The organism is Clostridium saccharobutylicum DSM 13864 (assembly GCF_000473995.1).
Lineage (GTDB): Bacteria > Bacillota > Clostridia > Clostridiales > Clostridiaceae > Clostridium > Clostridium saccharobutylicum.
Genome location: NC_022571.1, coordinates 2063031 through 2087500 on the forward strand (window position 1 = coordinate 2063031; position 24470 = coordinate 2087500).

22 protein-coding genes are annotated in these 24470 nt (G+C 28.6%); 18 read left to right on the plus strand and 4 right to left on the minus strand.

Annotation, left to right across the window (positions count from 1 at the left end; translation table 11 throughout):
* The first annotated feature begins 484 nt into the window (after positions 1–484).
* The 10 genes from CLSA_RS08950 to CLSA_RS08990 all read left to right on the plus strand — a co-directional run bounded on the left by CLSA_RS08950 (position 485) and on the right by CLSA_RS08990 (position 9208).
* Positions 485–1093, plus strand: coding sequence for a hypothetical protein (locus CLSA_RS08950; RefSeq protein WP_041716216.1), 609 nt, complete (start codon positions 485–487; stop codon positions 1091–1093).
* A gap of 179 nt (positions 1094–1272) precedes the next feature.
* The gene (locus CLSA_RS08955; protein ID WP_022745609.1) at positions 1273–1905 is read left to right on the plus strand and encodes a CatB-related O-acetyltransferase; all 633 of its coding nucleotides are present in this window, start codon (positions 1273–1275) and stop codon (positions 1903–1905) included.
* 165 nt (positions 1906–2070) lie between these two features.
* Complete coding sequence (locus CLSA_RS08960; protein ID WP_022745612.1) at positions 2071–2877, plus strand: MBL fold metallo-hydrolase; 807 nt, start codon at positions 2071–2073, stop codon at positions 2875–2877.
* A gap of 263 nt (positions 2878–3140) precedes the next feature.
* Complete coding sequence (locus CLSA_RS08965) at positions 3141–3905, plus strand: CPBP family intramembrane glutamic endopeptidase (protein WP_022745614.1); 765 nt, start codon at positions 3141–3143, stop codon at positions 3903–3905.
* A gap of 70 nt (positions 3906–3975) precedes the next feature.
* On the plus strand, positions 3976–4755 hold the full coding sequence (locus CLSA_RS08970; protein ID WP_022745615.1) for an alpha/beta fold hydrolase: 780 nt from the start codon (positions 3976–3978) through the stop codon (positions 4753–4755).
* Positions 4756–5030: 275 nt separating this feature from the next.
* Positions 5031–5153, plus strand: a complete 123-nt coding sequence (locus tag CLSA_RS24260) for a hypothetical protein (protein ID WP_257788114.1) — start codon at positions 5031–5033, stop codon at positions 5151–5153.
* 307 nt (positions 5154–5460) lie between these two features.
* Positions 5461–6822, plus strand: coding sequence for a nucleobase:cation symporter-2 family protein (locus CLSA_RS08975; RefSeq protein ID WP_022745621.1), 1362 nt, complete (start codon positions 5461–5463; stop codon positions 6820–6822).
* 412 nt (positions 6823–7234) lie between these two features.
* Complete coding sequence (locus CLSA_RS08980; RefSeq protein WP_022745622.1) at positions 7235–7414, plus strand: hypothetical protein; 180 nt, start codon at positions 7235–7237, stop codon at positions 7412–7414.
* Positions 7415–7551: 137 nt separating this feature from the next.
* A complete protein-coding gene (locus CLSA_RS24265) occupies positions 7552–8046 on the plus strand; it encodes a hypothetical protein (protein WP_022745623.1) in 495 nt (164 codons plus the stop codon).
* A 262-nt stretch (positions 8047–8308) separates the two neighbouring features.
* Positions 8309–9208, plus strand: coding sequence for a ComEC/Rec2 family competence protein (locus CLSA_RS08990; RefSeq protein WP_022745627.1), 900 nt, complete (start codon positions 8309–8311; stop codon positions 9206–9208).
* Positions 9209–9535: 327 nt separating this feature from the next.
* Here the strand turns inward: CLSA_RS08990 and CLSA_RS08995 are convergent, their stop codons facing one another.
* The gene (locus tag CLSA_RS08995; RefSeq protein ID WP_196774904.1) at positions 9536–10021 is read right to left on the minus strand and encodes an RICIN domain-containing protein; all 486 of its coding nucleotides are present in this window, start codon (positions 10019–10021) and stop codon (positions 9536–9538) included.
* A 600-nt stretch (positions 10022–10621) separates the two neighbouring features.
* Between CLSA_RS08995 and CLSA_RS09000 the strand changes: the two genes are divergently transcribed.
* Together CLSA_RS09000 and CLSA_RS09005 are read left to right on the plus strand one after the other, a co-directional pair.
* Entirely contained in the window at positions 10622–11560 is a 939-nt protein-coding gene (locus tag CLSA_RS09000) for a transposase (protein WP_022745633.1), read from the plus strand.
* Between the two features lie 100 nt (positions 11561–11660).
* A complete protein-coding gene (locus tag CLSA_RS09005) occupies positions 11661–12023 on the plus strand; it encodes a VOC family protein (RefSeq protein ID WP_022745636.1) in 363 nt (120 codons plus the stop codon).
* 282 nt (positions 12024–12305) lie between these two features.
* Here the strand turns inward: CLSA_RS09005 and CLSA_RS09010 are convergent, their stop codons facing one another.
* Entirely contained in the window at positions 12306–13727 is a 1422-nt protein-coding gene (locus CLSA_RS09010; protein WP_022745640.1) for a sensor histidine kinase, read from the minus strand.
* A gap of 428 nt (positions 13728–14155) precedes the next feature.
* Here CLSA_RS09010 and CLSA_RS22470 point away from each other — a divergent pair, with 428 nt between their 5' ends.
* The 3 genes from CLSA_RS22470 (at position 14156) to CLSA_RS09025 (ending at position 17878) form a co-directional block, all read left to right on the plus strand.
* Complete coding sequence (locus tag CLSA_RS22470) at positions 14156–16063, plus strand: acyl-CoA dehydrogenase family protein (RefSeq protein ID WP_022745644.1); 1908 nt, start codon at positions 14156–14158, stop codon at positions 16061–16063.
* 59 nt (positions 16064–16122) lie between these two features.
* Positions 16123–17322 carry an FprA family A-type flavoprotein gene (locus CLSA_RS09020; protein WP_022745647.1) on the plus strand — a complete coding sequence of 400 codons (1200 nt, stop codon included), beginning with the start codon at positions 16123–16125 and terminating at the stop codon, positions 17320–17322.
* 190 nt (positions 17323–17512) lie between these two features.
* Positions 17513–17878, plus strand: a complete 366-nt coding sequence (locus CLSA_RS09025) for an arsenate reductase family protein (protein WP_022745650.1) — start codon at positions 17513–17515, stop codon at positions 17876–17878.
* A gap of 283 nt (positions 17879–18161) precedes the next feature.
* Here CLSA_RS09025 and CLSA_RS09030 read toward each other — a convergent pair whose 3' ends face one another.
* A complete protein-coding gene (locus tag CLSA_RS09030) occupies positions 18162–18839 on the minus strand; it encodes a DUF6198 family protein (RefSeq protein ID WP_022745653.1) in 678 nt (225 codons plus the stop codon).
* 219 nt (positions 18840–19058) lie between these two features.
* On the opposite strand from CLSA_RS09030, the gene CLSA_RS09035 reads away from it, so the two are divergent.
* From CLSA_RS09035 to CLSA_RS09045, 3 genes are all read left to right on the plus strand, one after another.
* The gene (locus CLSA_RS09035) at positions 19059–19937 is read left to right on the plus strand and encodes a LysR family transcriptional regulator (protein ID WP_022745657.1); all 879 of its coding nucleotides are present in this window, start codon (positions 19059–19061) and stop codon (positions 19935–19937) included.
* A 144-nt stretch (positions 19938–20081) separates the two neighbouring features.
* Entirely contained in the window at positions 20082–20489 is a 408-nt protein-coding gene (locus CLSA_RS09040; RefSeq protein ID WP_022745661.1) for a (deoxy)nucleoside triphosphate pyrophosphohydrolase, read from the plus strand.
* A 261-nt stretch (positions 20490–20750) separates the two neighbouring features.
* Positions 20751–22769, plus strand: coding sequence for a YhgE/Pip domain-containing protein (locus CLSA_RS09045; protein ID WP_022745664.1), 2019 nt, complete (start codon positions 20751–20753; stop codon positions 22767–22769).
* A gap of 204 nt (positions 22770–22973) precedes the next feature.
* On the opposite strand, the gene CLSA_RS09050 is transcribed toward CLSA_RS09045, so the two are convergent.
* Positions 22974–24371, minus strand: a complete 1398-nt coding sequence (locus CLSA_RS09050; RefSeq protein WP_022745668.1) for an aspartate ammonia-lyase — start codon at positions 24369–24371, stop codon at positions 22974–22976.
* Positions 24372–24470: the final 99 nt, after the last annotated feature.

A 24470-nucleotide genomic window follows, 5' to 3' on the forward strand; every position in this document is an offset into this window, starting at 1 on the left:
AAATACGTGGTCAAAAGAGAGTCATAAAAAAAGCTGAAATAATATATAATTCAATATTTTAGAATTATATATTATTTCAGCTTTTTTTGTCTTATCGTTATATTAAGCATTAAATGAACAACCAACATTTTAATATTTAAAGCTGCATTTGAATATTAAAATTGAAACATAGCCTTTTAACTTTAATAAATAGCCTAAGGTTAATTATGATTTTGTACTTAAAATTTAGAACTGGAATTATCAATATTAAATTATTAATTTGAAAATATTATCTTTTATTTCTATGTTATCAATAATTTTAGATTACTTTTATATGAATGTATACTTATTACATAAATTTATTGTTTGAGTATAATCCTAACTTATTTCTCAACATATAGTTGTGTTAAATATTTGGAAATTTATACTTATAGAAGTATAATGAAATAAGTAATTGTAAAAATTGTATAAATAAGGGCGCTTATATGATATGAGGAGGATATATATGAAAAATAGAGAAGAAATAATTGATGAAAAATCTTGTATAGAAAGAGTAGTTATTAATGAAGATATAATTAATGAGTGGAAAAGTACTTATAATGAATACAGACCATTACTTGAACCTAATCGTAAATCTGTTGATGAAATTCTAGAATATATAAAATCAAAATATCCAGTTGAAGAAGATACATCGGTTGAGTCAAAAACAATAGTTGAAAAAAACGTACTATATAATTATTATGGAAAAAGGTTGCCAAAGACTGATAAAACGTTAAGTATAGTTGTTCTTAGAGTGAAAAATCAAGATAATGCAGTTCAATTGTATGAAAATCAAGTGAGTGAACATGTTGAATTCATAGATAAAATGAAAAAAACTATTAAGGATTTTAGATCATATTCCTTTGAACCAATACCTATTATTATTGGGGCGGAAAGAAAAAGTGGATATATTTTTGTAGAAGGAAGTCAGCGACTTTCAGAAGAAATTACTATGATACAAGGACTTGATTATGATGAACTAAAGAACTATTATTTGGTAGCAAATTATATTGATGTTTTGAAAAAACATAGAAAACTTGATGATGTTAGGCACATTAAAGAAAATAACAAGTGAAAAATAGGCTTGGTAGATGGACTAGTTATTTTTTTGAATGTGTCTTATTAAATGAAAATATAAGGGTAAACCATGAATTAAAAAATTGAAGAATGCTTAAGGAGTGATTCTATGAAGAAATGCATTGTAATAATGGGATAGTCAAAAAAATAACGTAGTATTAGAGGAGAGATTTAAACATGACTATTCCAAATTCAAATAAAATATATCCAAGAAATAATGATTACCAAACTATATATCTCAAGAATGTAATTACAAGAGATAATATAAAAGTTGGAGATTATACAATATACAATGATTTTTATAATGATCCGAGGGATTTTGAAAAAAATAATGTACTATATCAATATCCGATAAATAATGATAGATTAATAATTGGAAGGTTTTGCTCAATTGCATGTAAAGCAAAGTTTCTCATGACGAGTGGAAATCACGCAATGAAATCATTATCTAATTATACATTTCCAATATTTTATGAGGAATGGGGTTTAGATATCAGCCATATAACAGATGCTTGGGACAATAAGGGCGATATTGTAATTGGAAATGATGTGTGGATAGGCTATGATGCTGTAATTATGTCAGGGGTGAAAATAGGTGATGGTGCAATTATCGGGACTAGAGCAATAGTTACTAATGATGTTCCACCTTACACTATTGTTGGAGGCATACCCGCTAAAGTTATAAAGAAAAGATTTCATGATGATATAATTTTAAAATTGTTGAAAGTTAAGTGGTGGAATTGGCCATATGAAAAAATCCAAGCAAATATTAAATACATTCAATCAGGAAATATTGATAAATTAGTTTGATTTCTATAAGGTAAAAAAAATTAGATTTGCTACTAATGGACTTGGATTAAAGGAAGCATTGATATCCGATAAAGGATATTATTAGAATAGATATTTGCAAAAAGAAAAGAGGTGAATTTTAGTGGGAGATTGCTTTATTATAGATTCTTTCACTAAACATAAATTATGAAGTTAAAAGTTCTAGTAGATAATAATACATACATTGATCAATATTATTTTGGTGAACCTGCTGTTTCATATTATATCGAAGATGAAGATATCAAATTGTTGTTGGATGTTGGATATTCAGATTTATTTATTAAAAATGCAGAATCATTAAATGTAGATTTGAAAAATATAGATGCTATTGCTATTTCGCATGGTCACGATAATCATACAAAAGGATTAAAGTATTATTTTGAACAAAATACATCAAAGAATATTTCTATTATTTCTCATCCTGATGCGTTTAAAGAAAAAGTAATGGGTGATTTAAAAATCTGTTCTCCTATTTTAGAAGAAGAGTTAAAAGAAAAATGTGAACTAATTCTTTCTAGGAAACCTATAAAAGTCAGCAAAAATATAACTTTTTTAGGTGAAATACCACAGATAAATGATTTTGAAAATAGAAAACCTATTGGTAAACAAATTAATGGTGAATGTGTAGTTGAAGATTATGTAATGGATGATACAGCACTTGTATATAAAAGTGAAAATGGAATTTATATAATTACAGGATGTTCTCATAGTGGTGTATGCAACATAATAGAATATGCGAAACAAGTGTGCAACGATAATAGAGTATTAGGAGTTATTGGTGGATTTCATTTATTTGAAGTAAATGAACAGGTTGATAAGACAATAGATTATTTAAAAAAGAATAATATAAAGGAATTATATGCTTGCCATTGTACTTCATTTGTTGTTAGAGCAGAAATATATAAAAACATGCCAGTGAAAGAAGTTGGTGTAGGTTTAGAAATACATTGGTAATGTTGTATAATGGGAAAAATAAAAAAATATATATAGACATCCAGTTTAAGATTTAGATTTATAATTAGAATGAAATTTCGGTTAACTATCACATAAGTATGATTTATAGTTAGTATATCTATAGTATTGTTTCATAAATATATTATTTAAGAAGCACCTATTAAAATCTTCAGTAATTGAAATAAACATATGACCTCTATTTCCGCAAGTTACAATATAGGTTGTTTATATATACTGAATTAACTATTAGGAGGTATCTTCAATTGAATTTAAAGAAAAAAGTGGTTAATTTATTAACATCAAATATACAACTAAAAATTATTTTAAAGATTATTAAGATATTTTTATTAGCTAGTATCTGTCTTATACCATTTGTTATTATAGCTTTAGTATTTACTAAAGGGAAAATGCCGTCATTTTCTATAGGAATTTGTTTGATTATTGGATCATTATGGGCAATAAAACAGGAATTTGGTTCGTTAAAAGCTGTAGGATTTACAAATAAAAGTGTTTGCAAGCATATGTTATATGGAATGATTCTTTGTATAATTTATTACTTAACAGTAATTGGCGTAAACTTTATATTAGGATATAGTATAGGTATTGAGTCACTTTCCATTGTAGGAATAGTAGGTATTTTATGTAAATATATAATTGTTGGATTTTCAGAGGAAACTTTATGTAGAGGATATGTTTTAAAACTTATTTGCAATGAAAAACATTCTGCTAATAAAGCAATAATTGTACAAGCAATTATTTTCATGATGATTCATATTGTAAATCCAGCTTATGGAAGTCTGCAACAATTTATTTTTCCTCTTATACTTGGAATTTTATTAGGATTTCTAGTTTTAAGGCAACAAAATCTATGGAGTGCTATTGTTTTTCATATATTATTGGATTTTATAAATGATATATTAATCATAAATAAATCTTCATATATTGTAATAATAGGATTTATAGTTATTAGTTTATTTATAGGTGTTTATAAAAGAAACGAAATATATTTAATTAGGAATGAAAATTAACTATTAATATAAATAATGACGAACAAAAGATATTTATTAAATTTTTAGAAAATATTAAAAGGTGATGTTTATGAAGTTTATATTTATGGGTGAAAAAGATAAACCAGTTATAGTGTTTATTCATGGTATGTTTTGCAATAGTGATAGTAATAAACATTTTGTAAAATATTTAAAAGATAATTATTGTATTATAATGCCTACATTAGATGGACATTGTGGTGATGAAACTATCTATACTACAAAAGAAGAACAAGCTAAAAAGATTCTGGAATATATAAAGAACAAAGGAATAAAAGATATTGCATTACTTCAGGGTTCGTCTATGGGAGCTCAGGTAGCACTTGAAATGGTTAATCAGAGTGATATTCATATTAAAAATGTTTTTTTAGACGGCGGACCATTTTTTAAATTTCCTAAGTTATTTAGATTTATTATGTATAAAAAGTTTGTTGCTATGGTAAAAATGATACAAAAAGAAACTGATATTAAAGTGATACGAAATGATATAATACATAATAAGTTTTTAAAGTTGCTCATTGGCAAGGATACGAAACCTTATGAAGAGTTGCTTAGTGAAATGTGTATTGTGTGCAATAGTATGAAATTAGAAAGTATTAAGAATATTATAGAGACTTGTTATAATTGTACACTTCCAGAATTTCATTCTGATATATCAAATAGAATTACATTCTTTTTTGGCAAAGAGGAACTTGCTCATATGTCAAAAAGAAGATTGATCAAGAAGTATCCGAATAGCATATTTAGAGATATGGAAGGATTTAAGCATTTAGGCTATCAAACAAGACAACCAATGGAATATGCAAAGATATTAAAGGATACCATTGACTAAAATTATGAATAAAATATAAATCAAGGTTAACACGTATTTTTATTATGTCAATCATTATATGGACAATCAAATCTGTAATATTTAAGGCTATATTTATATTAAGATATAGCCTAGGTATTAAGGTACTTTAAATTGTAGGAATAGTGGTTATGTTATTTAAATATATAATTATTAGATTTTTAGAGGAAGGTTTAAGTAGAGGATATATTTTAAAACTTATTTATAATAAAAAACATTCAGATAATTAGCACATAACTTTAAATTTCTTTTATTTATTGGATAAAGTGGGTAGTCCAAAAGAAAATCCTGTAAGTAATGTTGCATATGATTTTGCAACTCAAGTTGTTATTTACGAAATAGCACGAAAATATAAGAAAAAGTTTAAATTTAGTTCTTAGTTTGTCTATCTATATCAAGTAAAATTTGATTCTGGTGAGAAAGTTTCTAATTTCAATCTTAGTTGAGCTTATGCTACCAAGAATACCTCGTATAGGAGCGTGCAGCTGTTATGTATATCTTGCAGAAGTTGAAGTGTTACAAATTCTAGCTATGAGATAAATCCATAATTATAAATGATATTTGTAATGGATAATTTGTATTGTTACGAATTATTTATTGAAAAATAAAAAAAACATTCGACTTTTCCTAAAATTATGATAAAATAATAATATAATTTACCAAAAAGGTTTAATTAAGGGGGATATTATGTCACAAAATAAATTTTCGGGAGTAGATAAAGTAAATGAAATGCTTCCGGTTAGTAAACTTACAGTTTTAGGATTGCAACATGTATTAGCTATGTATGCAGGGGCAGTAGCAGTTCCATTAATTATTGGTGGTGCTGTAGGTTTAACGCCAGAGCAGCTATCATTTTTAGTAGCAGCGGATTTATTTACTTGCGGTATTGCAACTTTATTGCAAGCAATTGGTATAGGACCATATGTTGGAATTAAATTACCAGCAATTTTAGGTTGTACATTTGCAGCAGTTGGTCCACTAATTATTATTGGTAAGAATTTAGGAATGGAAACAGCTTATGGCTCCATAATGGTTGCAGCAATTATTGTTGTATTGGTAGCACCTTTATATGGAAAGATACTAAGATTTTTTCCAACAGTTGTAACAGGAACCGTAGTTACAATGATTGGTCTTTCCTTAGTAAATGTTGGAATTCAAAGTGCTGGTGGTGGTTCTGGGGCTAAGGATTTTGGAAGTATGCCAAATCTTTTACTAGCAGCATTTGTAATGATTATTGTTTTAATATCTAATAAATTTCTAAAAGGATTTTTTCAAGCAATATCTGTTTTAAATGGTATTGTTTTAGGAACAATAGTTGCTGCATTTATGGGAAAAGTAGATTTCTCTATAGTAGCAAATGCAAAGTGGATAAGCATTGTGCATCCATTTAATTTTGGTTTACCAAAATTTGATCTTGGATCAATAATAATGATGACATTTGTTATGCTAACAGTAATGATTGAATCAACAGGTACATTCATTGGAATCAGTAATGTTTGTGAAAAGAAACTTACTGAAAAAGATATTGTACGTGGGCTTAGAGCAGAAGGAATTGCAACACTTTTAGGTGGTATCTTTAATTCTTTCCCATATACAACATTCAATCAAAATTTAGGACTTTTAGCTTTAAGTAAAGTAAAAAGTCGTTATGTTGTTATAGCTTCTGGTACCATTCTTGTTGCACTTGGATTAATTCCTAAATTCGCAGCTTTAGCTACAATTATTCCACAACCAGTTATAGGTGGAGCTACAACTATAATGTTTGCAATGGTTGCAGTTGCAGGAATTCAAATGCTTTCAAGTGTTGATTTTAATAAAAGTACAAATATGATGGTTGTTGCTTGTTCTATTGGTTTAGGACTTGGAATCACTGCTGTACCTGATTTACTTTCACAAACACCAACAATCTTTAAGTCAATTTTTAGTAGTGGAATAGTTACAACATCTGTAGCTGCTGTAGTTCTTAATGCATTTTTAAATTATGATAATAAGGATGCTAACAGTGATATAGAAGTTTCACAAAGCGATTCAGAAGATATTCTTGTATAGTTGTTTTAAAATTTCTAATAATAGATAAATAATTTTTAAGCTTAGACTTATGTGGTGATAAGCGGAAAGAAGCTGTATTCTTTTTCTTGGTTACTAACTTCTTTATTTTTAGAAGGGTTAAGAGAAAGATTAAATAGTATATAGATGCCAAAACTCATATTAGCATAAGAAGATAGCAGACAATAGAAATGTTGTTTGCTATCATTTTTTTATATATTTTATTTGTAAGGAAAAAACAATAATAGAAAATTTATAAATAAAAATGGCTAAAATATATGTTAAAGTACAACAAGAAAATAAACCAAGATTATTGAGCATAGAAGAGATAGTATAATGAAAATTAGTTAGATTTTTTTCTCGAGTTTTAGGACCAAAATTAAAAACTTTAATTGTATTATAAGTATAGAAGGAGGTGAAACAAATAGGAAGGATAATTAAAGTTAATATATACGCAGAAACAAAAAGAAAAAATAATAATAAATTAAAACTAAAAAACATAGAAAAAATTATTTCAGAGTACAATGTTTGGCTAGAGGAGACAAATAGAGAGGATAAAATAGAAAACTATGAAGAATTTTTGCGAGTTAAATAATTATTTTTAGAGGTAGGTTAGACTATAATGTTAATCTACCTCATTTTTTATTTATTATTAGATTAATTTTTTAATTATTTGACAAATGTGTTAAATAATATACAATAATAGTATGAAATTCAAAGGGGGAAATAATAATGACAAACTTAAAAAAACTAATTACTAGTTCTGTTTCAGCAATAACATTACTAGCAATTATACCATTAGCATCACATGCAGAATGGAGGCACAATGAATATTATGCACCGTATAGTGGACATAATATCGAAACATGGAACTATTATGGAAATGATGGCAAGCCTAAAGAAGGATGGTTTTCTGTAGGCGGAAAATGGTATTATGGAGATGAGGAACATGAAGATGATTATTATGGTATCTACATAGATGAGTGGGCGCCAGCTTACTATAAGGGGTATGTAGATAGTTCACGTGTTTTCCATACAGATTACGGAGCATTTGATTATTACTGTGGTTCAGATGGTGCCATGAAAACAGGATGGTTTAAAGCATATCCTCATAATAATGAAGAAGTTGGATTACACTGGTATTATGCAGGATCAGATGGAAAAATATTAAGAAATACTCAGACTCCAGATGGTTACTGGGTTAATTCTGATGGGATTTGGAAATAATGTTATAATAAATTTTTATAACTTTTTATAACTTTTGGGTAGTAGACAGTAGAAATATTGTTTTCTGCCCTTATTTTTAATATGATGAAGTATTAGAAATGTGCATAGTAACTTAACAAAAAATTTTTTATTTCAGCAAAGTATAATTTAAAGTCTACGTTATTTATTTATGTAATTTATCATGAATATTATGTGTATTGCAAGGATTATTGACAAAAGTTTCTACTTATATAGAATTAATATTAGTAAGGGGGAATTAGTAATGAATAAAACTAAAAAATTATTGTGTATATTACTAACCATGATATTTTCAATATTTTTAGTATCATGTAATAAAAGCAGCGAAACTATGAATAAAAGCAATAATATGATGGTGCACTACATTGATGTAGGTCAAGGAGATAGTGAATTAATACAAATTGGAGATAAGAATATATTAATTGATGCAGGAACTAGTGATAAAAAAGCTTTGGATTACCTTAAAAAAATTAATATTACAAAGTTGGATTATGTTATAGCTACACATCCACATGAAGACCATATTGGAAGTATGGATGATGTTATTAACTATTGCACTATTGGAACATTTTATGCGCCAAAGGTTACAACAACAACAAAGACATATGAAAATATGATAGATGCTCTAAAAAAGAAGAATTTGAAAATAACAGTGCCAAAAGTAGGAGAACAAATCAATATAGATAATGCTACATTGACATTTCTAGCTCCTAACAGTACTAAGTACGATGATTTAAATAATTATTCTATAGTTGTAAAAGTGAAATATGGGAATAATTCATTCTTATTTACTGGTGATGCTGAAGCCTTATCTGAAGGCGAAATATTACAAAAGCAATTAGATATACAAGCGGATGTTTTAAAGGTTGGTCATCATGGAAGTTCAAGCTCAACAAGTCAAGATTTCTTAAACAAAGTTAATCCAAAGTATGCAGTTATAAGTTGTGCTAAAGGTAATGATTATGGTCATCCCCATAAAGAAACATTAGACAAGCTTAAAGCTAAAAATATAGGAATATTTAGAACTGATTTGAGTGGAACTATAATTGCAACTAGTGATGGATCAAAAATAACTTTTAATTCTAATCCAGTAAATAATAGCAGTGATAATGTACCGGGAAGTTCAAAGAAAAAGTCTAAATAATTATATATATTTTTTTATCGAAAGCAGAAATGGTTTTGTTTCGTAGGAATATGAAAATATCGCTAAAAGTTTTAAGCTACAGAGTGTGACTACTTTAGAACATTAATATTTTTAATGTAAAAATATTAATTGAAAGCGGATTAATATTGTACAAGATAGATGTAGGATGTTTGAGCATGAAGGCATAAGTAAGAAAAGCGGTCTAGAATCATTCTAGACCGCTTAATGTTGAATATTTACATATTCTAATTATATATACTTACCATAAATAAGTTATATATATTCTATAAATTTTAGTTAGTGTATGTTTGTAAACTAATTCTGTTTTTAATTAACTTGTACTATATTCCATTTTTGAGCATCGGTTCCGTTATCGGCATAGATATCAACGTTAGTATAATCATCTGTTCCAGCAGCATAAACATCAAGAGCTTTATTACTATTAACATTGATTAATTTATATGTGCCATCATTGTTATAAATTATATTCCAATTTTGAGCATTGGTTTGATTCACTTCATAGATATCAACATTAGTATAGTCATTTGTTTCAGCACCGTATACATCAAGAGCTTTATTGCAATTAAAATTAATCAATTTACATGACTTATCAGGATTTACTATAATAGTCCACCTTTGAGCACCAGTACCATTGTCAGAATAAACATCAACGTTAGTGTAGTTATCTGCCCCAGCAGCATAAACATCAAGGGCTTTTCCACTAGCAACGTTGATAAGCTTATAAACTTTGCCAGAAGCAATTGTAGTGGCTGAAGCAGGTATGCTACTGCTAAAAGATAATAATGTTACCATACCAAGAGCTAAAGATATTTTGGCTAAGATATTTTTTTTCATTTTTAAACACATCCTCGAATTTTATATATAATATTAAATATATACTGCTAATTTAAATTTACAACAAAAGCATAAACAGATGTTTAATTTGCTGAATTGTTGTTATTTCAATATATGTTTTTTTATTGCTTTTTTGAGCTAGCTTTAAAATTAATATAATTTTTTAATATTTAATTTTAAAGGATTTTAGTAAAGAACCTATATTTGCAATAAAGTTTAATAGAAAATATGAATATACTTATCAGTATTATACCAGTAAAGTGTTATTTTTCAAAGATTGTAATGGAAAAATTAAGATTTTAATTATAAAGCAATGAAGGAGCTACTTTTATTCTTGAGTCTATATTCTAATTGTACATCAAATTGAGTATGTTTTTTAATTTTTAAGTAGTTTTCTTCTAATTATAATTGATGATAAAATTAGAAGTGTTTTAATTAATTAAGATAAATGATAGGTTGTTGAATAAACAAAATTTGTAAAAAATAAATAAGTCATTCCTTTGTGATATAATAATTTCGCGAAAAACCTAAAAATATCACATAAGGAATGACTCAAATATGATTATATCATTAAATATTAAAAGCGAAAATGACCATTATAAAATTTTTGAAGCTGTCAAAATTGCATTTGCTAAATTAAATTCAAATATTCAAAGTACTAAAGGCCGACCACGCAAGTATTCAGATGAACAAATAGTTGCATGTATATTATATGGCGTTAAAAGTAGTATTTTCAGTTTAAGGGAACTTGAATACCGTATAAAGCAAGACTTTGTGTTTCGAACTATAATTCAACTTAATCAAGTACCAGATTATTCTACATTCTCATTAAGAACTAAAATTTTAGAGAAGCATATATATTATGGTATTTATGCTATGTTTGTTGAACTTATCAATCCTGAAACTAGACTGTGTGCAATAGATGGAACTGCTTTAAGAAGTTCAAAATACGATAGCGAAGCTAAATCCGGCAAGGGTACCCGCCTTGGATACTATAAAGGTTATAAATTACACTGTATTGCAGCGGTTAGTGATATTATAATTCCTTTGGTTTTTGATTTAACAACCGCCAATGTTTATGACAATCAAGTCTCAGATTTACTATATGAAGCTAAAATTTATAATCCATTTTTAATACTTGCAGATGCAGCATATGATTCAGCAGGATGGTTTGAAATTGCTTCTAGCTTAGAATTTAATTTGTTAACTGATATAAATATGCGTAAGGCTAAAAGTATTGAGTCATTTGCTGATAAACGATATGAAAATGCCTTGTTTCTTCAATCTCCTATCGGATTAAAATTATATAAAAACAGATTGAAAATAGAGCAATTATTCTCTGTATTAAAGGGATTATATAACTTAGAAAACCCAAGACTTTATGGGCAAGCCCGATACGAACGTCATATAAAATGGGTCTTATTAGCGTACTTAATAGATGAATTTAATAAAAAACAGCAAGGAATAAAAACTAGAAAATATCCTTGGAATCTATAATTTCTAAGAATACTTTCTTGAATAACTATTTGTAAAAATTAGTTATTCAACAACCTAAAATGAGTATAAATACATTAAATATAATGAGGAGGAGTAATTTATGAGGTTTTGTTGGAGTACTTTAAGAGTTAAAAATTTAGAAGAATCGTTAAAATTTTATGTAGAAATTGTTGGACTTAATATAACAAAAAGATATAAATCAACACCAGGAAAAGAAATCGCATTTTTGGGTGATGGAGAAACAAAAATAGAGCTTATATGTAATGACGAGTTGAAAGAAGTAAGTTATGGAGAGCATATTTCGCTTGGATTTGAAGTAAATTCAGTGGATAAAATGATAAATTTGATTAAAGAAAAAGGATTAGCGATTTATAGTGGACCATTTCAGCCAAATCCTAATATTAAATTTTTTTATATGCTAGATCCTGATGGGCTAAAAATTCAGTTTGTAGAAAATATTTAAAAATATAGATAAACAACTTACAACTTATACTTATGTTATGGCTAAGCGAAAGTAAGGGTACTCTGTTACTCGATTGCTATAGAACATGTCTATGGATTTTTAACAGTAAGAGTTGCTAAATTCCTGCATGCTTCCCAGACAAGCTAGGTACAAGCAAGAATTGAACAACTTTTACTAAAGAAATACCTATAGCCATATTCTAAATGCAATGCTGTGCAAAAGAGTACCCTTACTTTGTCGCTTAGAATGTATTTCAAAATTTAAATCTAATTTATTATTTGATTATCCAAAATATATATCAGAAAATTCAATTTTTGTATTTTCAACATTATAATTTAAATGATTAGTTTTATGTGTATCCGAATTTGATTCATTTTCTACAAGATTTATAGGTAGTTTGATTAGAAACTCACTACCAATACCTAATTGGCTTTTTGCAGTGATTTCCCCTTTATGCATTTCCACAAGAGATTTTACAAGGGATAAACCAATGCCACTACCTTCGGCTTGTCGCCTAAGTGAATTATCAACTTGAGTAAACGTATTAAAAATTTTTTCGAGCATATCTTGAGGAATACCAGTTCCAGTATCTTTTACTGAAATTAATATATAGTTATCTTTATCATATACTGTTACATTTATTTTTCCTCCATGATTAGTAAACTTGATTGCATTTGATAATAGGTTCAACATAATTCTTTCAATTTTTTCTGCATCAAATGCAGTGATTTTTTCTTCTATTTCCGTATCAAAAACAACATTTATATTTTTTAAGTTGGCATATTCAACTATTGATAATGTAATGTCTTCAATAATTTTAATAATATCATCATTTTTTAAGTACATATTAAAAAATCCGATTTCAATCTTATTCATATCTATTAGATTATCAATTACTCTAATTAATCTATAACAATTTTGTTTCATTATTTTTGAATATTTTGAAAAGGCTTTAAAAGTATTTTTTAAAGAATTGCCTTTTTGTAAATTTTCAAACAGTTGTAAAGAACTATAGATAATATTAATAGGTGTTTTTAGTTCATGTGATATAGTTGAAAAAAGTTGAGTTTTTAGTTTGTTATATTCTTTAGATTGTTGTAGAAGCAAATTTTTATTTTGTACTTCAATCTCTAAGCTTTTAGAAATCCTCTTAAGATTTAGTTCTTCATAGCCTATTTTTGAAAGCGCATTTGCAACTATAAATAATACTTCTGCTGCAGATGATACATTTTTTTCTGTAAGAATTTTGATTTTTTTTACGGATTCAACAAACCCGGTTTCGTTCACATTTATTGCTTTTGCTATCTGTATATACTTGGAGTGTTCTGGTTCTTTTGTTAATACTTGTCCGCCAAGAATAGTCCCAATTTGTTTTCCGTTTATTAAAATAGGAGCTGCAAAATCAATTAGCCCGGCATGACAGGTATAAATATAAGGTCTACCAATTCGTGTAGCTTCTTCACCACCTTTTCTATGACATTCTGCACATCTACTATCGCCTAGAGTAGTACTATGTACAAAATCCATACAAAAACTTGTATAAGAGCTTGGTGTAGTCACAGGTTTCCCATTTTTATCTACAGTTACACTTGCAATATTTAAGCTTTCAGCAAAGTTATCCTGAAATCTTTGTAGCAAGTTTACATCTATAACATCCTTTATTTCGATAGAATCGATATCAATATTATAATTATCGTTGATCATAACCCCAATTCCCCTTTTGTGTTTCTAAAATTATACATTATATTAATTTTTATATAGATTATAGCATATAATGTAATTTTTTAATAAATATTTTTATAAATAACATTTTTTATTAGGTTTTGCATTATATTAGATGCAGATTTTATAAGTAGTAATTTATATTTTAAACAAAAATTTTTTAATTGAGGTTGAAAAGTATACCAAAAAGGTATATAATTAACGCGTGGATTAAATATGTATAAAAGGAATATATTTGAATGTATGGTTCTCTGTGAATAAGGGCTGGTTAAATGGCTTATAAAGTATAAGAGAATTGAATAAGTTATCTAATTTTAAGCGCTTGATTATAGCATCTCAATATCATGATTTTGTAGAGATTCTATAGTGTTATACTCAGAAAGCTGTATTAAATTTTAGGAGGTGCATTTATGTTTTTTAAAACTACTGAAGTACATGAAAAGTTTAGGTCAATAATTAGGAAGTTTGCAGAAGAGGAAGTTAAGCCTATTGCATTTATGTTGGATCAGGAAAATAAATTTCCTTCAGAAATAATTGAGCAGTTAGCAAAGATAGAAATGATGGGAATACCATATCCTAAGGAATATGGTGGAGCAGGATTAGATGTAATCAGTTATGCAATAGCTGTTGAGGAATTATCAAGAGTCGATGGTGGGACAGGCGTAATCCTTTCCGCTCACACATCTTTGGGGACATATCCAATTGCAGCTTATGGAACAGAAGAACAAAAGGAAAAATATTTAGTTCCATTAGCAAAAGGAGATAAGATTGGTGCATTTGGTCTTACTGAAGAAAATGCAGGTAGTGATGCGGGGGGTACAGAAACTACTGCTATCCTAGATGGTGATCACTATATTTTAAATGGTGAAAAAATATTTATTACTAATGGAGGCGAAGCAGATACTTACGTTGTTTTTGCAGTTACAACTCCCAATATTGGTACACGTGGCATAAGTGCATTTATTGTAGAAAAAGGGTGGGAAGGTTTTAGCTTTGGTAAACATTACGACAAGATGGGAATTCGTTCTTCTGCTACTGCAGAGTTGATTTTCAATGATGTAAAAGTTCCTAAGGAAAATTTATTAGGTAAAGAGGGCGATGGATTCAAGATTGCTATGTCCACATTAGATGGAGGACGTATTGGTATTGCAGCTCAAGCTTTAGGTATTGCCCAAGGTGCTTATGAACACGCTCTAGAATATTCTAAAGAAAGAATTCAATTTGGTAAGCCTATTTGTCAGCAGCAAATTATTGCTTTTAAATTAGCTGATATGGCTACAAAGCTTAGAGCTGCAAGATTACTTATTTATAGTGCAGCAGAATTAAAAGGAAATCATGAGAGTTACAGCATGGAAGCTGCTATGGCAAAACAATATGCTTCTGATGTATGCCTTGAAATTGTTAATGATGCTCTTCAAATATTTGGAGGAAGTGGTTATCTAAAAGGTATGGAAGTTGAACGTGCTTATAGAGATGCTAAGATTTGCACAATATATGAAGGTACTAATGAAATTCAGCGTGTTGTTATTGCTGCTCATATTATTGGAAAAATGCCTAAGAGTGAACATGCAGAGAAAGGTTTTAAGCAAGAATCAGCAACAGGTTACCGTAAGAAAGTGATTTTCAAGAAAGGAACTTCTCAGGAAAAAGTTGATGCTCTTGTTGAAGCCCTTAAAGGCGATGGCTATGATTTTACAGTTGGAATACCTTTGGATACTCCAATAAGTAAGGCAGACAGAGTAGTAAGTGCTGGAGTTGGTATAGGTGAGAAAGAAAATATGCATCTTATAGAAGAGTTAGCACTTCAAGTAGGTGCAGCTATAGGTTCTTCTCGTCCTGTAGCTGAAACTCTTAAATATGTACCACTCAATCGTTATGTTGGAATGTCTGGTCAAAAATTTAATGGTAATCTTTATATTGCTTGTGGTATTTCAGGTGCAGGTCAGCATTTAAAAGGTATAAAGGATTCTACAACAATTGTTGCTATAAATATAAATCCTAATGCTAAAATATTCAAGAATGCAGACTATGGTATAATAGGTGATATAAAGGAAATCTTACCTCTATTAACTGCTGCATTAGATAATGGACAGCCAAAGAAGGAAGCTCCTCCAATGAAGAAGATGAAGAGAGAGATTCCAAAGAAAGCTGCTCCAACTTGGAAACATTATGTTTGTAACGGATGTGGTTATGAATATGATCCAGGAGTTGGTGATCCTGAAGGTGAAGTAAGTCCTGGAACACTTTTTGAAAAGCTATCAGAAGATTGGGCTTGCCCTGCTTGTGGTGAAGAAAAAGATATGTTTATAGAAGTTTAATTTCTATAATAATAAATAAGCACATAAAGTGTTTTTGATTAATAAGGAGGATTAATTTAATGTATTGTGTAAGAAAAATAACTGAAGATCTTTATTGGATTGGTGGCAATGATCGTCGCCTGGCTTTATTTGAGAATATTCATCCTATTCCAAGAGGAGTATCATATAATTCATATCTACTTTTAGATGAGAAAGCAGTATTATTTGATACTGTAGATTGGTCAATTTGTCGTCAGTTCCTTGATAATATTAAGGGAGTTCTAGGAGATAAGCCTTTAGATTATATGGTAATCAATCATGTTGAGCCGGATCATGCAGCTTGTATTGAAGAAATTTTACTTCGTTACCCAAATGTAAAGATTATATGTACTAAAAAAGCTACTATGTTCATGGGGCAATTTGGTTTTGATGTAGTTGACAGAGTAATAGAAGTAAAAGAAGGAGATACAATGTCTTTCGGAAAACATGAAGTTATGTTTGTATCTGCTCCAATGGTACACTGGCCAGAAGCTATGGTAACATTTGATACTACTAATGGAGTGTTATTCTCTGCTGATGCATTTGGTGCTTTCGGATCATTAGATGGTAAATTATTTAATGATGAAGTTAATTATGATAGAGACTGGATTGAAGATACAAGAAGATATTATACAAACATTGTAGGAAAATATGGTCCTCATGTTCAAAACCTTATGAAAAAAGCACAAAATCTAGATATAAAGATGATTTGTCCATTACATGGTCTTGTATGGCGTAATGATTTAGGATACTTATTAGATAAGTATGACAAATGGAGTCGTTATGAGCCAGAAGAAAAAGGTGTAATGATTGTTTATGGAACAATGTATGGAAATACTGAAGCAGCTGCTAACGAACTAGCAACAAAGTTGGTGGAAAAAGGAATGACCAATGTAGTTATGTATGATGTTTCAAAAACTCATGTTTCATATTTAATTTCTGAAGCATTCAAATACAGCCATATAGTATTAGCTAGCGTAACTTATAACTTGAAGATTTATCCACCAATGCTTAATTATATAATGGATATGAAAGCATTAAATCTTCAAAAACGTACCTTTGCACTTATAGAAAATGGAACATGGACACCTCAATCAGCAAAATTAATGCGTGAACTTTTAGGTGAAATGAAGGAAATGACTATTTTAGATAATGATATGACAATAAGCTCATGTATGAAAGATGACGATGTGAATTCAGTAAATGCAATTGCTGACAGCATTATTGAATCAATGAAATAATTTTTGGAATAATTATAGATTTTGGACTGACTCATAAGCAAAACTCATGGGTTGGCCCTTTTTAATACACATCTTAATAAGGCATGTGAAAATAAATACGATAAAAAAATTATAAAGTAGCTTGTGATTTTTGTATTTAGTGATATAATCATATAAAAATTTAAAACTGAGAAGATATGGAGGAAAACTAATGAATTATTTATTTGTAGAATACCCAAAATGCACAACTTGTAAGCGTGCAAAAAGCTGGTTAGATGAACACCAAATTGAATATGAAGATAGACATATAGTAGAGGATAATCCAACATTTGATGAACTTAACGACTGGATTAATAAAAGTGGATTGCCAATTAAAAAGTTTTTCAATACAAGTGGAAATTTATATAAAGAAATGAATTTAAGTAAGACACTTGGAACAATGTCAGAAGAAGAACAAATAAAGCTTCTATCAACAAATGGAATGTTGGTTAAAAGACCGATTGTAGTTGGAGAAGATTTTGTATTAGTTGGATTTAGAGATCCATCCTTATGGGAAGAAACACTTGTTAATCGTTAGAAGATGATACTTTAATTATAAAGATAGGTGTTATATAAATAAATGAAGCTAGATTATTTAGAAATAGAATATCTCATAGGTATAAAGAACAATCTAGAGAAGGACTTATTGAATTTATAGATGCAAATTTAAATAAATTTGATAAAGTTATAGATATTGCTAAAAATTATCTTAGAAATTAGTTTTAGTAAATCAAATCTTAAAATTATAACCACTTTATCTTGCAGTGGTTATAATTTTTTTGTATTGAATTTTTATATAACAAGTAGCAAGTCATTATTTTTTATATGCCTAAATTATTATTTTGTGGTTTGTTCAACACAACAGACCTATAAAATTTCACATGTTTATCTAAAAAAGATTGAATAAGTGAAACTGATTTCCCAGTTGTAAGTGCACATATAACTGTACCAACACCGACACCAACAGCTTTGTGAAGTATAAATATTGATATTATAAGTGTTGTAGTTAAGCAGCATACATCAAACGTTGTTTTTATATATTTATATGGCTTGTCTAAAATAACTGATAAATCTCGTGGAAATGTATCAGTCGGAATAATTGGAAGCATACTATTATTTGATAAGCATATTCCAATTGCTAGTATGAAAAAGCTCATGATAAAATAAATAATATGCCATACCAAAGAATCAGGTAAAAAACAAATCCATAATTCATGAACGTCAATCATTTTTCCAAAGGCAAGTCCCATTAAAAAAGAGAAACCATAACTCAAATTAACTTTTTTACTTAAAATCATTAATGCAATGATTAAAATTGTTTGAAAAGTATAATTCCATGTTCCAAAACTCAAAATAGAAAAAGCTTGGCTAAAAACATAAGGAACTGAAGAGATAGATGATATGCCAAAATTACTTTTTGTCATGAGTGCAATACCAAGGCTATTGATAATTACTGCTGTAAATAGTGCTAATTCTCCTGATATTCTAATTTTTTTCATATAATAAGCCTTCTTTCATTAACATAAAAATAACTAGGCACATGAAAAATAGGCAAGTAAATTGACTTGTTATCTTTTGAATGTACCTATAATAAAATACCCATTCATTATATAAGACATTTTTTATAAATTCTAATGATTTATTTTATAGGAATTGATTCATTTTTTTTATGGATTATGAGATAATAATAAATAATATTTTAGAGAGGATTGGAAGCATTGAATTTATACCATTTACGATATTTTGTTACTTTAGCACAATTAGAGCATTATGGTAAAGCTGCTGAAAAATTAAAAATAACTCAGCCAGGATTAAGTCATGCTATGGCGTCTTTAGAAGAGGAATTAGGTGTTAAGTTATTTGAAAAAGAAGGACGGAATGTTATATTAAATAAATATGGAAAAATGTTTTTTGATGATGCAAATAAAATAATTAGTATGTTAGATGGAAGTGTAAGTTCATTTCAAGATATAAGCGAAGGTGGGGGGAATATTAGTTTATCGATCATAAAGCCACTTGCAATAAAAGATATCCCAAAGGCAACTCGTAGTTTTTTAGATAAAAATAAAGGAAAGGGAATAGATTTTAAATTTTATACAGGAGTTACTAAGGAAATTGTAGAAGGGTTAAAGAATCAAATTTATGATATTGGATTTTGTTCAAAAATGGAAAATGAAACTGATATTGAATTTGTACCAGTTAAGAAACAAGAAATGTGCGCTATTGTACCATATGGTCATCCGTTAGCAAAATATAAGGAATTGGATTTAAAAGAAACAATACCATATAAGCAAATTATATTTTCAAAAAGCAGTGGATTGAGACCTGTAATTGATGGAATGTTTGAAAAAATAGGAGAGTATCCACATGTTGCTTATGAAATTGAAGAAGATAGTCTTGTTGTAGGACTTGTAGCTCAAAATTTTGGAATAGCAATTCTTCCTAAGATGTATTCTATTCAATATATAAATGTAAAGGCAATTCCAATAATTCAGCCAGAATTGGAAAGTTATTTTTATGCAGCTAGAATGAGAAATAGATATCATTCACCGGCAGCAGATGCTTTTTTTAAATATGTATGTAATAATGGTCTATAGTAAATTTGATAAATATAAGAGCAAATTTAACTACGTAATTTTTATCGTGGTTAATATTAGGAGATATTCAGAGTTTATGTAATATAGGCTCTTATTTTTTGTATTGTAGTATAGTATAATTATCTACATATTGGAGGGATGCATATGAAGACAATTGAAGTAGTTGCCGCAGTAATAAAGCATGATAATAAAATATTCACTTCTCGTCGCAATTATGGTGAGTTTGAAAATATGTGGGAGTTCCCAGGTGGAAAAATTGAAGAAGGAGAAACAAGAGAAGAATCACTTATTCGTGAGATAAAAGAAGAATTAGAGTTGAATATTGAAGTTAATAAATATTTAACAACTGTTGAGTATGATTATACGAGTTTTCATCTTATAATGCATTGTTTTATTTGTACAATAATAGGTGGAGAATTGCGTTTAAATGTTCATAACGATGCTAAGTGGACAACTTTAGAAGAGTTAGATAAATTTAATTGGATTCCAGCAGACATATTGGTTGTTGAAAAACTTAAGGAATGTGAAAAAAAGTATGGATATCCTAATTAAGGTTTAGACTTATGTAATAGTTAACTGAAATATAGGTAATGTATGTTCTAGTAAGCAAATAATTATGATATTAACCAGTAGGACTGTCTCAAAATATAAAATTAGTACAATATGTTGATTGTTTTATCTTTTAAACGATGAATATATTGTGTCTAAAATTTATTTTGAGACAGTTTCTTTTTATTTGACGAATATTATAAAAGTCATTGCGAGAAAATAATTAGGAAATTTAATGATTTTACTAGTATGGAGGAAAGCATTATGCGTAAAATTTGGAGTATTTATAGAAAAGATTTAAAAAGTGTATTTAAAGCCCGAAAGTTAGCTTTATTAGTGGCTGCTATAATGTTACTTCCATCTATTTATGCCTGGGTAAATATTAAGGCTGTATGGGATCCATATAGTAATACTTCAATGGTTCCAATTGCAGTTGCAACTGAAGATGAAGGCGCAGATATAAACCAAAAAAATATTAATGTTGGAAATGAAACTATCAAAGGTCTTAAGGAAAATGCTAAACTTGGCTGGGTATTTGTAAATTATGATGAAGCGGAACGAGGGGTTAAATATGGAGATTATTATGCATATATCCACATACCAAAAGATTTTTCAAAAAAATTAACAAGTATCATTAGTGGAAATCCAGAGAAACCAGAAATTGAATTCGCTGTGAATGAAAAAATAAATGCTGTTGCACCTAAAATTGCCACTTCAGGTGCTTCTAGTTTAATAGGTGAAATTAGTAAAAACTTTACTGAAATGCTTAGTAATGCTATTATTTCTGGACTTAATGATGCTGGTGTGAAACTTCAGCAAGAGCTTCCTGCCATTCAAGCTGTTGAAAATCGGATTTTAGAATTAGAGAATAATTTGCCTGTAATTGAGGAGCTAGGCAGAAAATCAATTGAACTTCAAGCAAAACTTCCTAAAATTAAAGAAAAAGCACAAAAAATCATTGAACTAAAGGATAGAATACCTGACATAGAAAAAGCAGGGAACAGTATCTTAACTGTAGAATCAAAACTACCACTTGTAGAAGAAGCTGGTGATAAAATTTTGGAATTACAAAATAAAGTTGCAGCTATTCAGAACATTGAAGTAATTATTGATGAAATAGAAAGTAACTTATCTTCAATTGAAAATAATTTATATTCAACTCAAGATAAAATAAATAATGTTATTGATAATCCACAAATTACTGCTGATGCACATATAAATTTATTAAGTAATGAAGAACAATTAGCGCATTTTCAAAAAGAACTTACAACTATTCATAATAATATACAAACATCCAAAGCTAGTATTAAGGGAAAAATTGATGGAATGATTAGTGAAATAAATTCAGCAGGAAACTTTGTAAAAAATGATTTGCCTACTGTTCAAGAAAAAATTCATAAAGCAGGTAATTTTGTGAGAAATGATTTATCTAATCTTGAAGAGGATATTACAAGAGCTTCAGATTTAGTTCAAAATAAATTTCCTGTATTTGAAGAAGTAGTGAATGAATTAGCTGATTTGGCTCAAAATGATTTACCTGAATTTGAGGATAAGGTGAGAGCAGCTGCTGATAAAATTCGAAAATTTCAGAATAACGTAAACCTAAATGATATAATTGATTTTCTAAAACTTGATCCAGTCAAAGGCAGCAGCTTTTTGTCAGATCCCGTTTTAATGAATACAAAAAGAATTTTCCCTATTCCTAATTATGGTTCTGCTATGTCAGCACTTTATACTATGCTGGCATTATGGGTTGGAGGTACAGTTTTAAATTCTGCTTTACCTGTAGATGTAAAAAATACTGAAAATATATATAAAAGTTATCACATTTATTTCGGCAGACTTTTAACTTTTATCTCTGTAGGTATTTTTCAAGCACTTATTATGACCTTTGGAAATTTATATTTACTTCATACATATGTAGTAAATAAATTCTGGTTTGTCATATTTAGTGCTTTCATAAGTATAGTATTTGTAACAATAACTTATACTTTACGTTCGGTTTTTGGTAATATTGGAAATGGACTTTCAATGATTCTTCTTGTTTTACAGATGTCTAGCTCTGGGGCAACATTTCCAGTTAATATGACATCTAAATTTTTTCAGACTATTAGTCCTTTTATGCCATTCACTCATGCTGTAAGTATATTACGAGAGACTATTGGAGGAATGATTGTAGAAATTGTTATAAAAAATGCCTTAATACTTACTATATATATTATTGTCTCTATTTGTATTGCATTGGTGTTAAAACGTTCTTTGAGTAAAGAAATATCGTTATAAATTGTGAACTTGCCAATTGAGAATAATAAAATACAGGTGAAAAATGTATAAAAGTCTTTATAAAATTAATAACCATGCATAAAGAAGAAAATTAAATTCTTTACATGCATGGTTTTTTATTTATGAAAAATTATAAGTATTCTCTTTTTAATAGTCTCTATTGTTTATGGCATCAAAAATATAATTATTTATTATCACTCACTCTTATTTTCCAGGTATATGAGTTCTTATTAATTCAATTGGAGATAATATTTTATCTATAGTTTCATGTGGTAATACTTGTTCTTCTAATAAAATTTCTCTTATGGTTTTTCCTGTAGCTAAGGCTTTTTGGGATATTGAGCTTGCTTTATCATAGCCTAAATATGGAACTAAAGCAGTTGCAGAAACTAAGGACTTTTCTAGATTTTCTGAACATCTGTCTGTATTCATTTTTAATCCATCTATACATTTATCTTTAAAAATCATTACGCTTCTATCGAGAAGTTCTAGAGATTCAAGTAAACACTCAGCTATAAGTGGGGTGAATGCATTTAATTCTAATTGTCCCATTGAGCTTGCCATAGTTATAGCACTATCATTAGAAATTACTCTTAAGCTGACCTGTGCAACCATTTCTGGAATTACAGGATTTACTTTTCCAGGCATAATTGTTGAGCCAGTCTGCATCTTAGGCAAGATAACTTCGCCTATTCCTCCTCTAGGGCCAGAATTCAATAATCTTAAATCATTTGAAATCTTAAGAAGATTTACACTGCAAGATTTCAATAACCCAGATGTTTCTACAAATATATCACAGTTTTGTGTAATGTCCATAGGATAATCAGATCGTGCTATTCCAAGACCAGTCAGATCTTGAATAAGATCTGTCATCATGAATACATATTTATTTGTAGCATTTAAACCTGTACCTATTGCAGTACCTCCAAGATTAATTTGTCTTAATCTTTCTTCTACTTTATATATTCTCCATCTGTCTCTTTCTATTGCTTTTGAATATGCTCCAAAACCTTGACCAGCTGTCATTGGAAGTGCATCCATTAATTGAGTTCTTCCTAATTTTATTATGTTTGAAAATTCATTTTCTTTCATTTGAAGAGCTTCCTGTAAACTAGACAGAGAATTGCTTAATTTTCTGATTAATCTTATTGCTGCAATTCGAAGAGCAGAAGGATAAACATCATTAGTTGACTGTGACATATTAACATCATTAAGTGGATGGACTATATTGTAATCTCCTTTTGTGCCACCTAATAGTTCAATTGCTCTATTAGCAATAACTTCATTTACATTCATATTAGTAGAGGTACCAGCTCCACCTTGAAATGCACTGATTTTAAACTCATCATCAAATTTTCCTTCTATAATTTCTTCACTTGCTTTTATTATTGCATTAGCTTTTTCAGGGGGAAGTAATTTTAATATTTTATTTGTCATTGCTGCTGCTTTTTTTATAAGAGCAATTTCTTTTACCAAACTCAAATTTACAGTCTTACTGTTTAAATCGAAGTTTTCCAAAGCTCTGACTGTATTTATTCCGCTGTATGTGCGGCTATCTATATTTTTGTTGCCTAATAAATCTTGTTCTAATCTATAATCCAAAATAAACACTCCTTAAATTATATGGCTGAGTATTGAAAATCTAATTTATCGACTAATTATAATTTCCAATTAGTAACTCTATATTATCATATTTTCTAT

What these genes read in the sequence shown, in the direction of transcription:
- CLSA_RS08975 (WP_022745621.1), top strand. Translation starts at nt 5,461, where the DNA reads ATGTCACAAAATAAATTTTCGGGAGTAGATAAAGTAAATGAAATGCTT.
- CLSA_RS09045 (WP_022745664.1), top strand. Translation starts at nt 20,751, where the DNA reads ATGCGTAAAATTTGGAGTATTTATAGAAAAGATTTAAAAAGTGTATTT.
- CLSA_RS09020 (WP_022745647.1), top strand. Translation starts at nt 16,123, where the DNA reads ATGTATTGTGTAAGAAAAATAACTGAAGATCTTTATTGGATTGGTGGC.
- CLSA_RS22470 (WP_022745644.1), top strand. Translation starts at nt 14,156, where the DNA reads ATGTTTTTTAAAACTACTGAAGTACATGAAAAGTTTAGGTCAATAATT.
- CLSA_RS09040 (WP_022745661.1), top strand. Translation starts at nt 20,082, where the DNA reads ATGAAGACAATTGAAGTAGTTGCCGCAGTAATAAAGCATGATAATAAA.
- CLSA_RS09005 (WP_022745636.1), top strand. Translation starts at nt 11,661, where the DNA reads ATGAGGTTTTGTTGGAGTACTTTAAGAGTTAAAAATTTAGAAGAATCG.
- CLSA_RS09025 (WP_022745650.1), top strand. Translation starts at nt 17,513, where the DNA reads ATGAATTATTTATTTGTAGAATACCCAAAATGCACAACTTGTAAGCGT.
- CLSA_RS08955 (WP_022745609.1), top strand. Translation starts at nt 1,273, where the DNA reads ATGACTATTCCAAATTCAAATAAAATATATCCAAGAAATAATGATTAC.
- CLSA_RS09030 (WP_022745653.1), bottom strand. Translation starts at nt 18,839, where the DNA reads ATGAAAAAAATTAGAATATCAGGAGAATTAGCACTATTTACAGCAGTA.
- CLSA_RS08960 (WP_022745612.1), top strand. Translation starts at nt 2,071, where the DNA reads ATGAAGTTAAAAGTTCTAGTAGATAATAATACATACATTGATCAATAT.
- CLSA_RS08995 (WP_196774904.1), bottom strand. Translation starts at nt 10,021, where the DNA reads ATGGTAACATTATTATCTTTTAGCAGTAGCATACCTGCTTCAGCCACT.
- CLSA_RS08950 (WP_041716216.1), top strand. Translation starts at nt 485, where the DNA reads ATGAAAAATAGAGAAGAAATAATTGATGAAAAATCTTGTATAGAAAGA.
- CLSA_RS09010 (WP_022745640.1), bottom strand. Translation starts at nt 13,727, where the DNA reads ATGATCAACGATAATTATAATATTGATATCGATTCTATCGAAATAAAG.
- CLSA_RS08990 (WP_022745627.1), top strand. Translation starts at nt 8,309, where the DNA reads ATGAATAAAACTAAAAAATTATTGTGTATATTACTAACCATGATATTT.
- CLSA_RS08970 (WP_022745615.1), top strand. Translation starts at nt 3,976, where the DNA reads ATGAAGTTTATATTTATGGGTGAAAAAGATAAACCAGTTATAGTGTTT.
- CLSA_RS09000 (WP_022745633.1), top strand. Translation starts at nt 10,622, where the DNA reads ATGATTATATCATTAAATATTAAAAGCGAAAATGACCATTATAAAATT.
- CLSA_RS24265 (WP_022745623.1), top strand. Translation starts at nt 7,552, where the DNA reads ATGACAAACTTAAAAAAACTAATTACTAGTTCTGTTTCAGCAATAACA.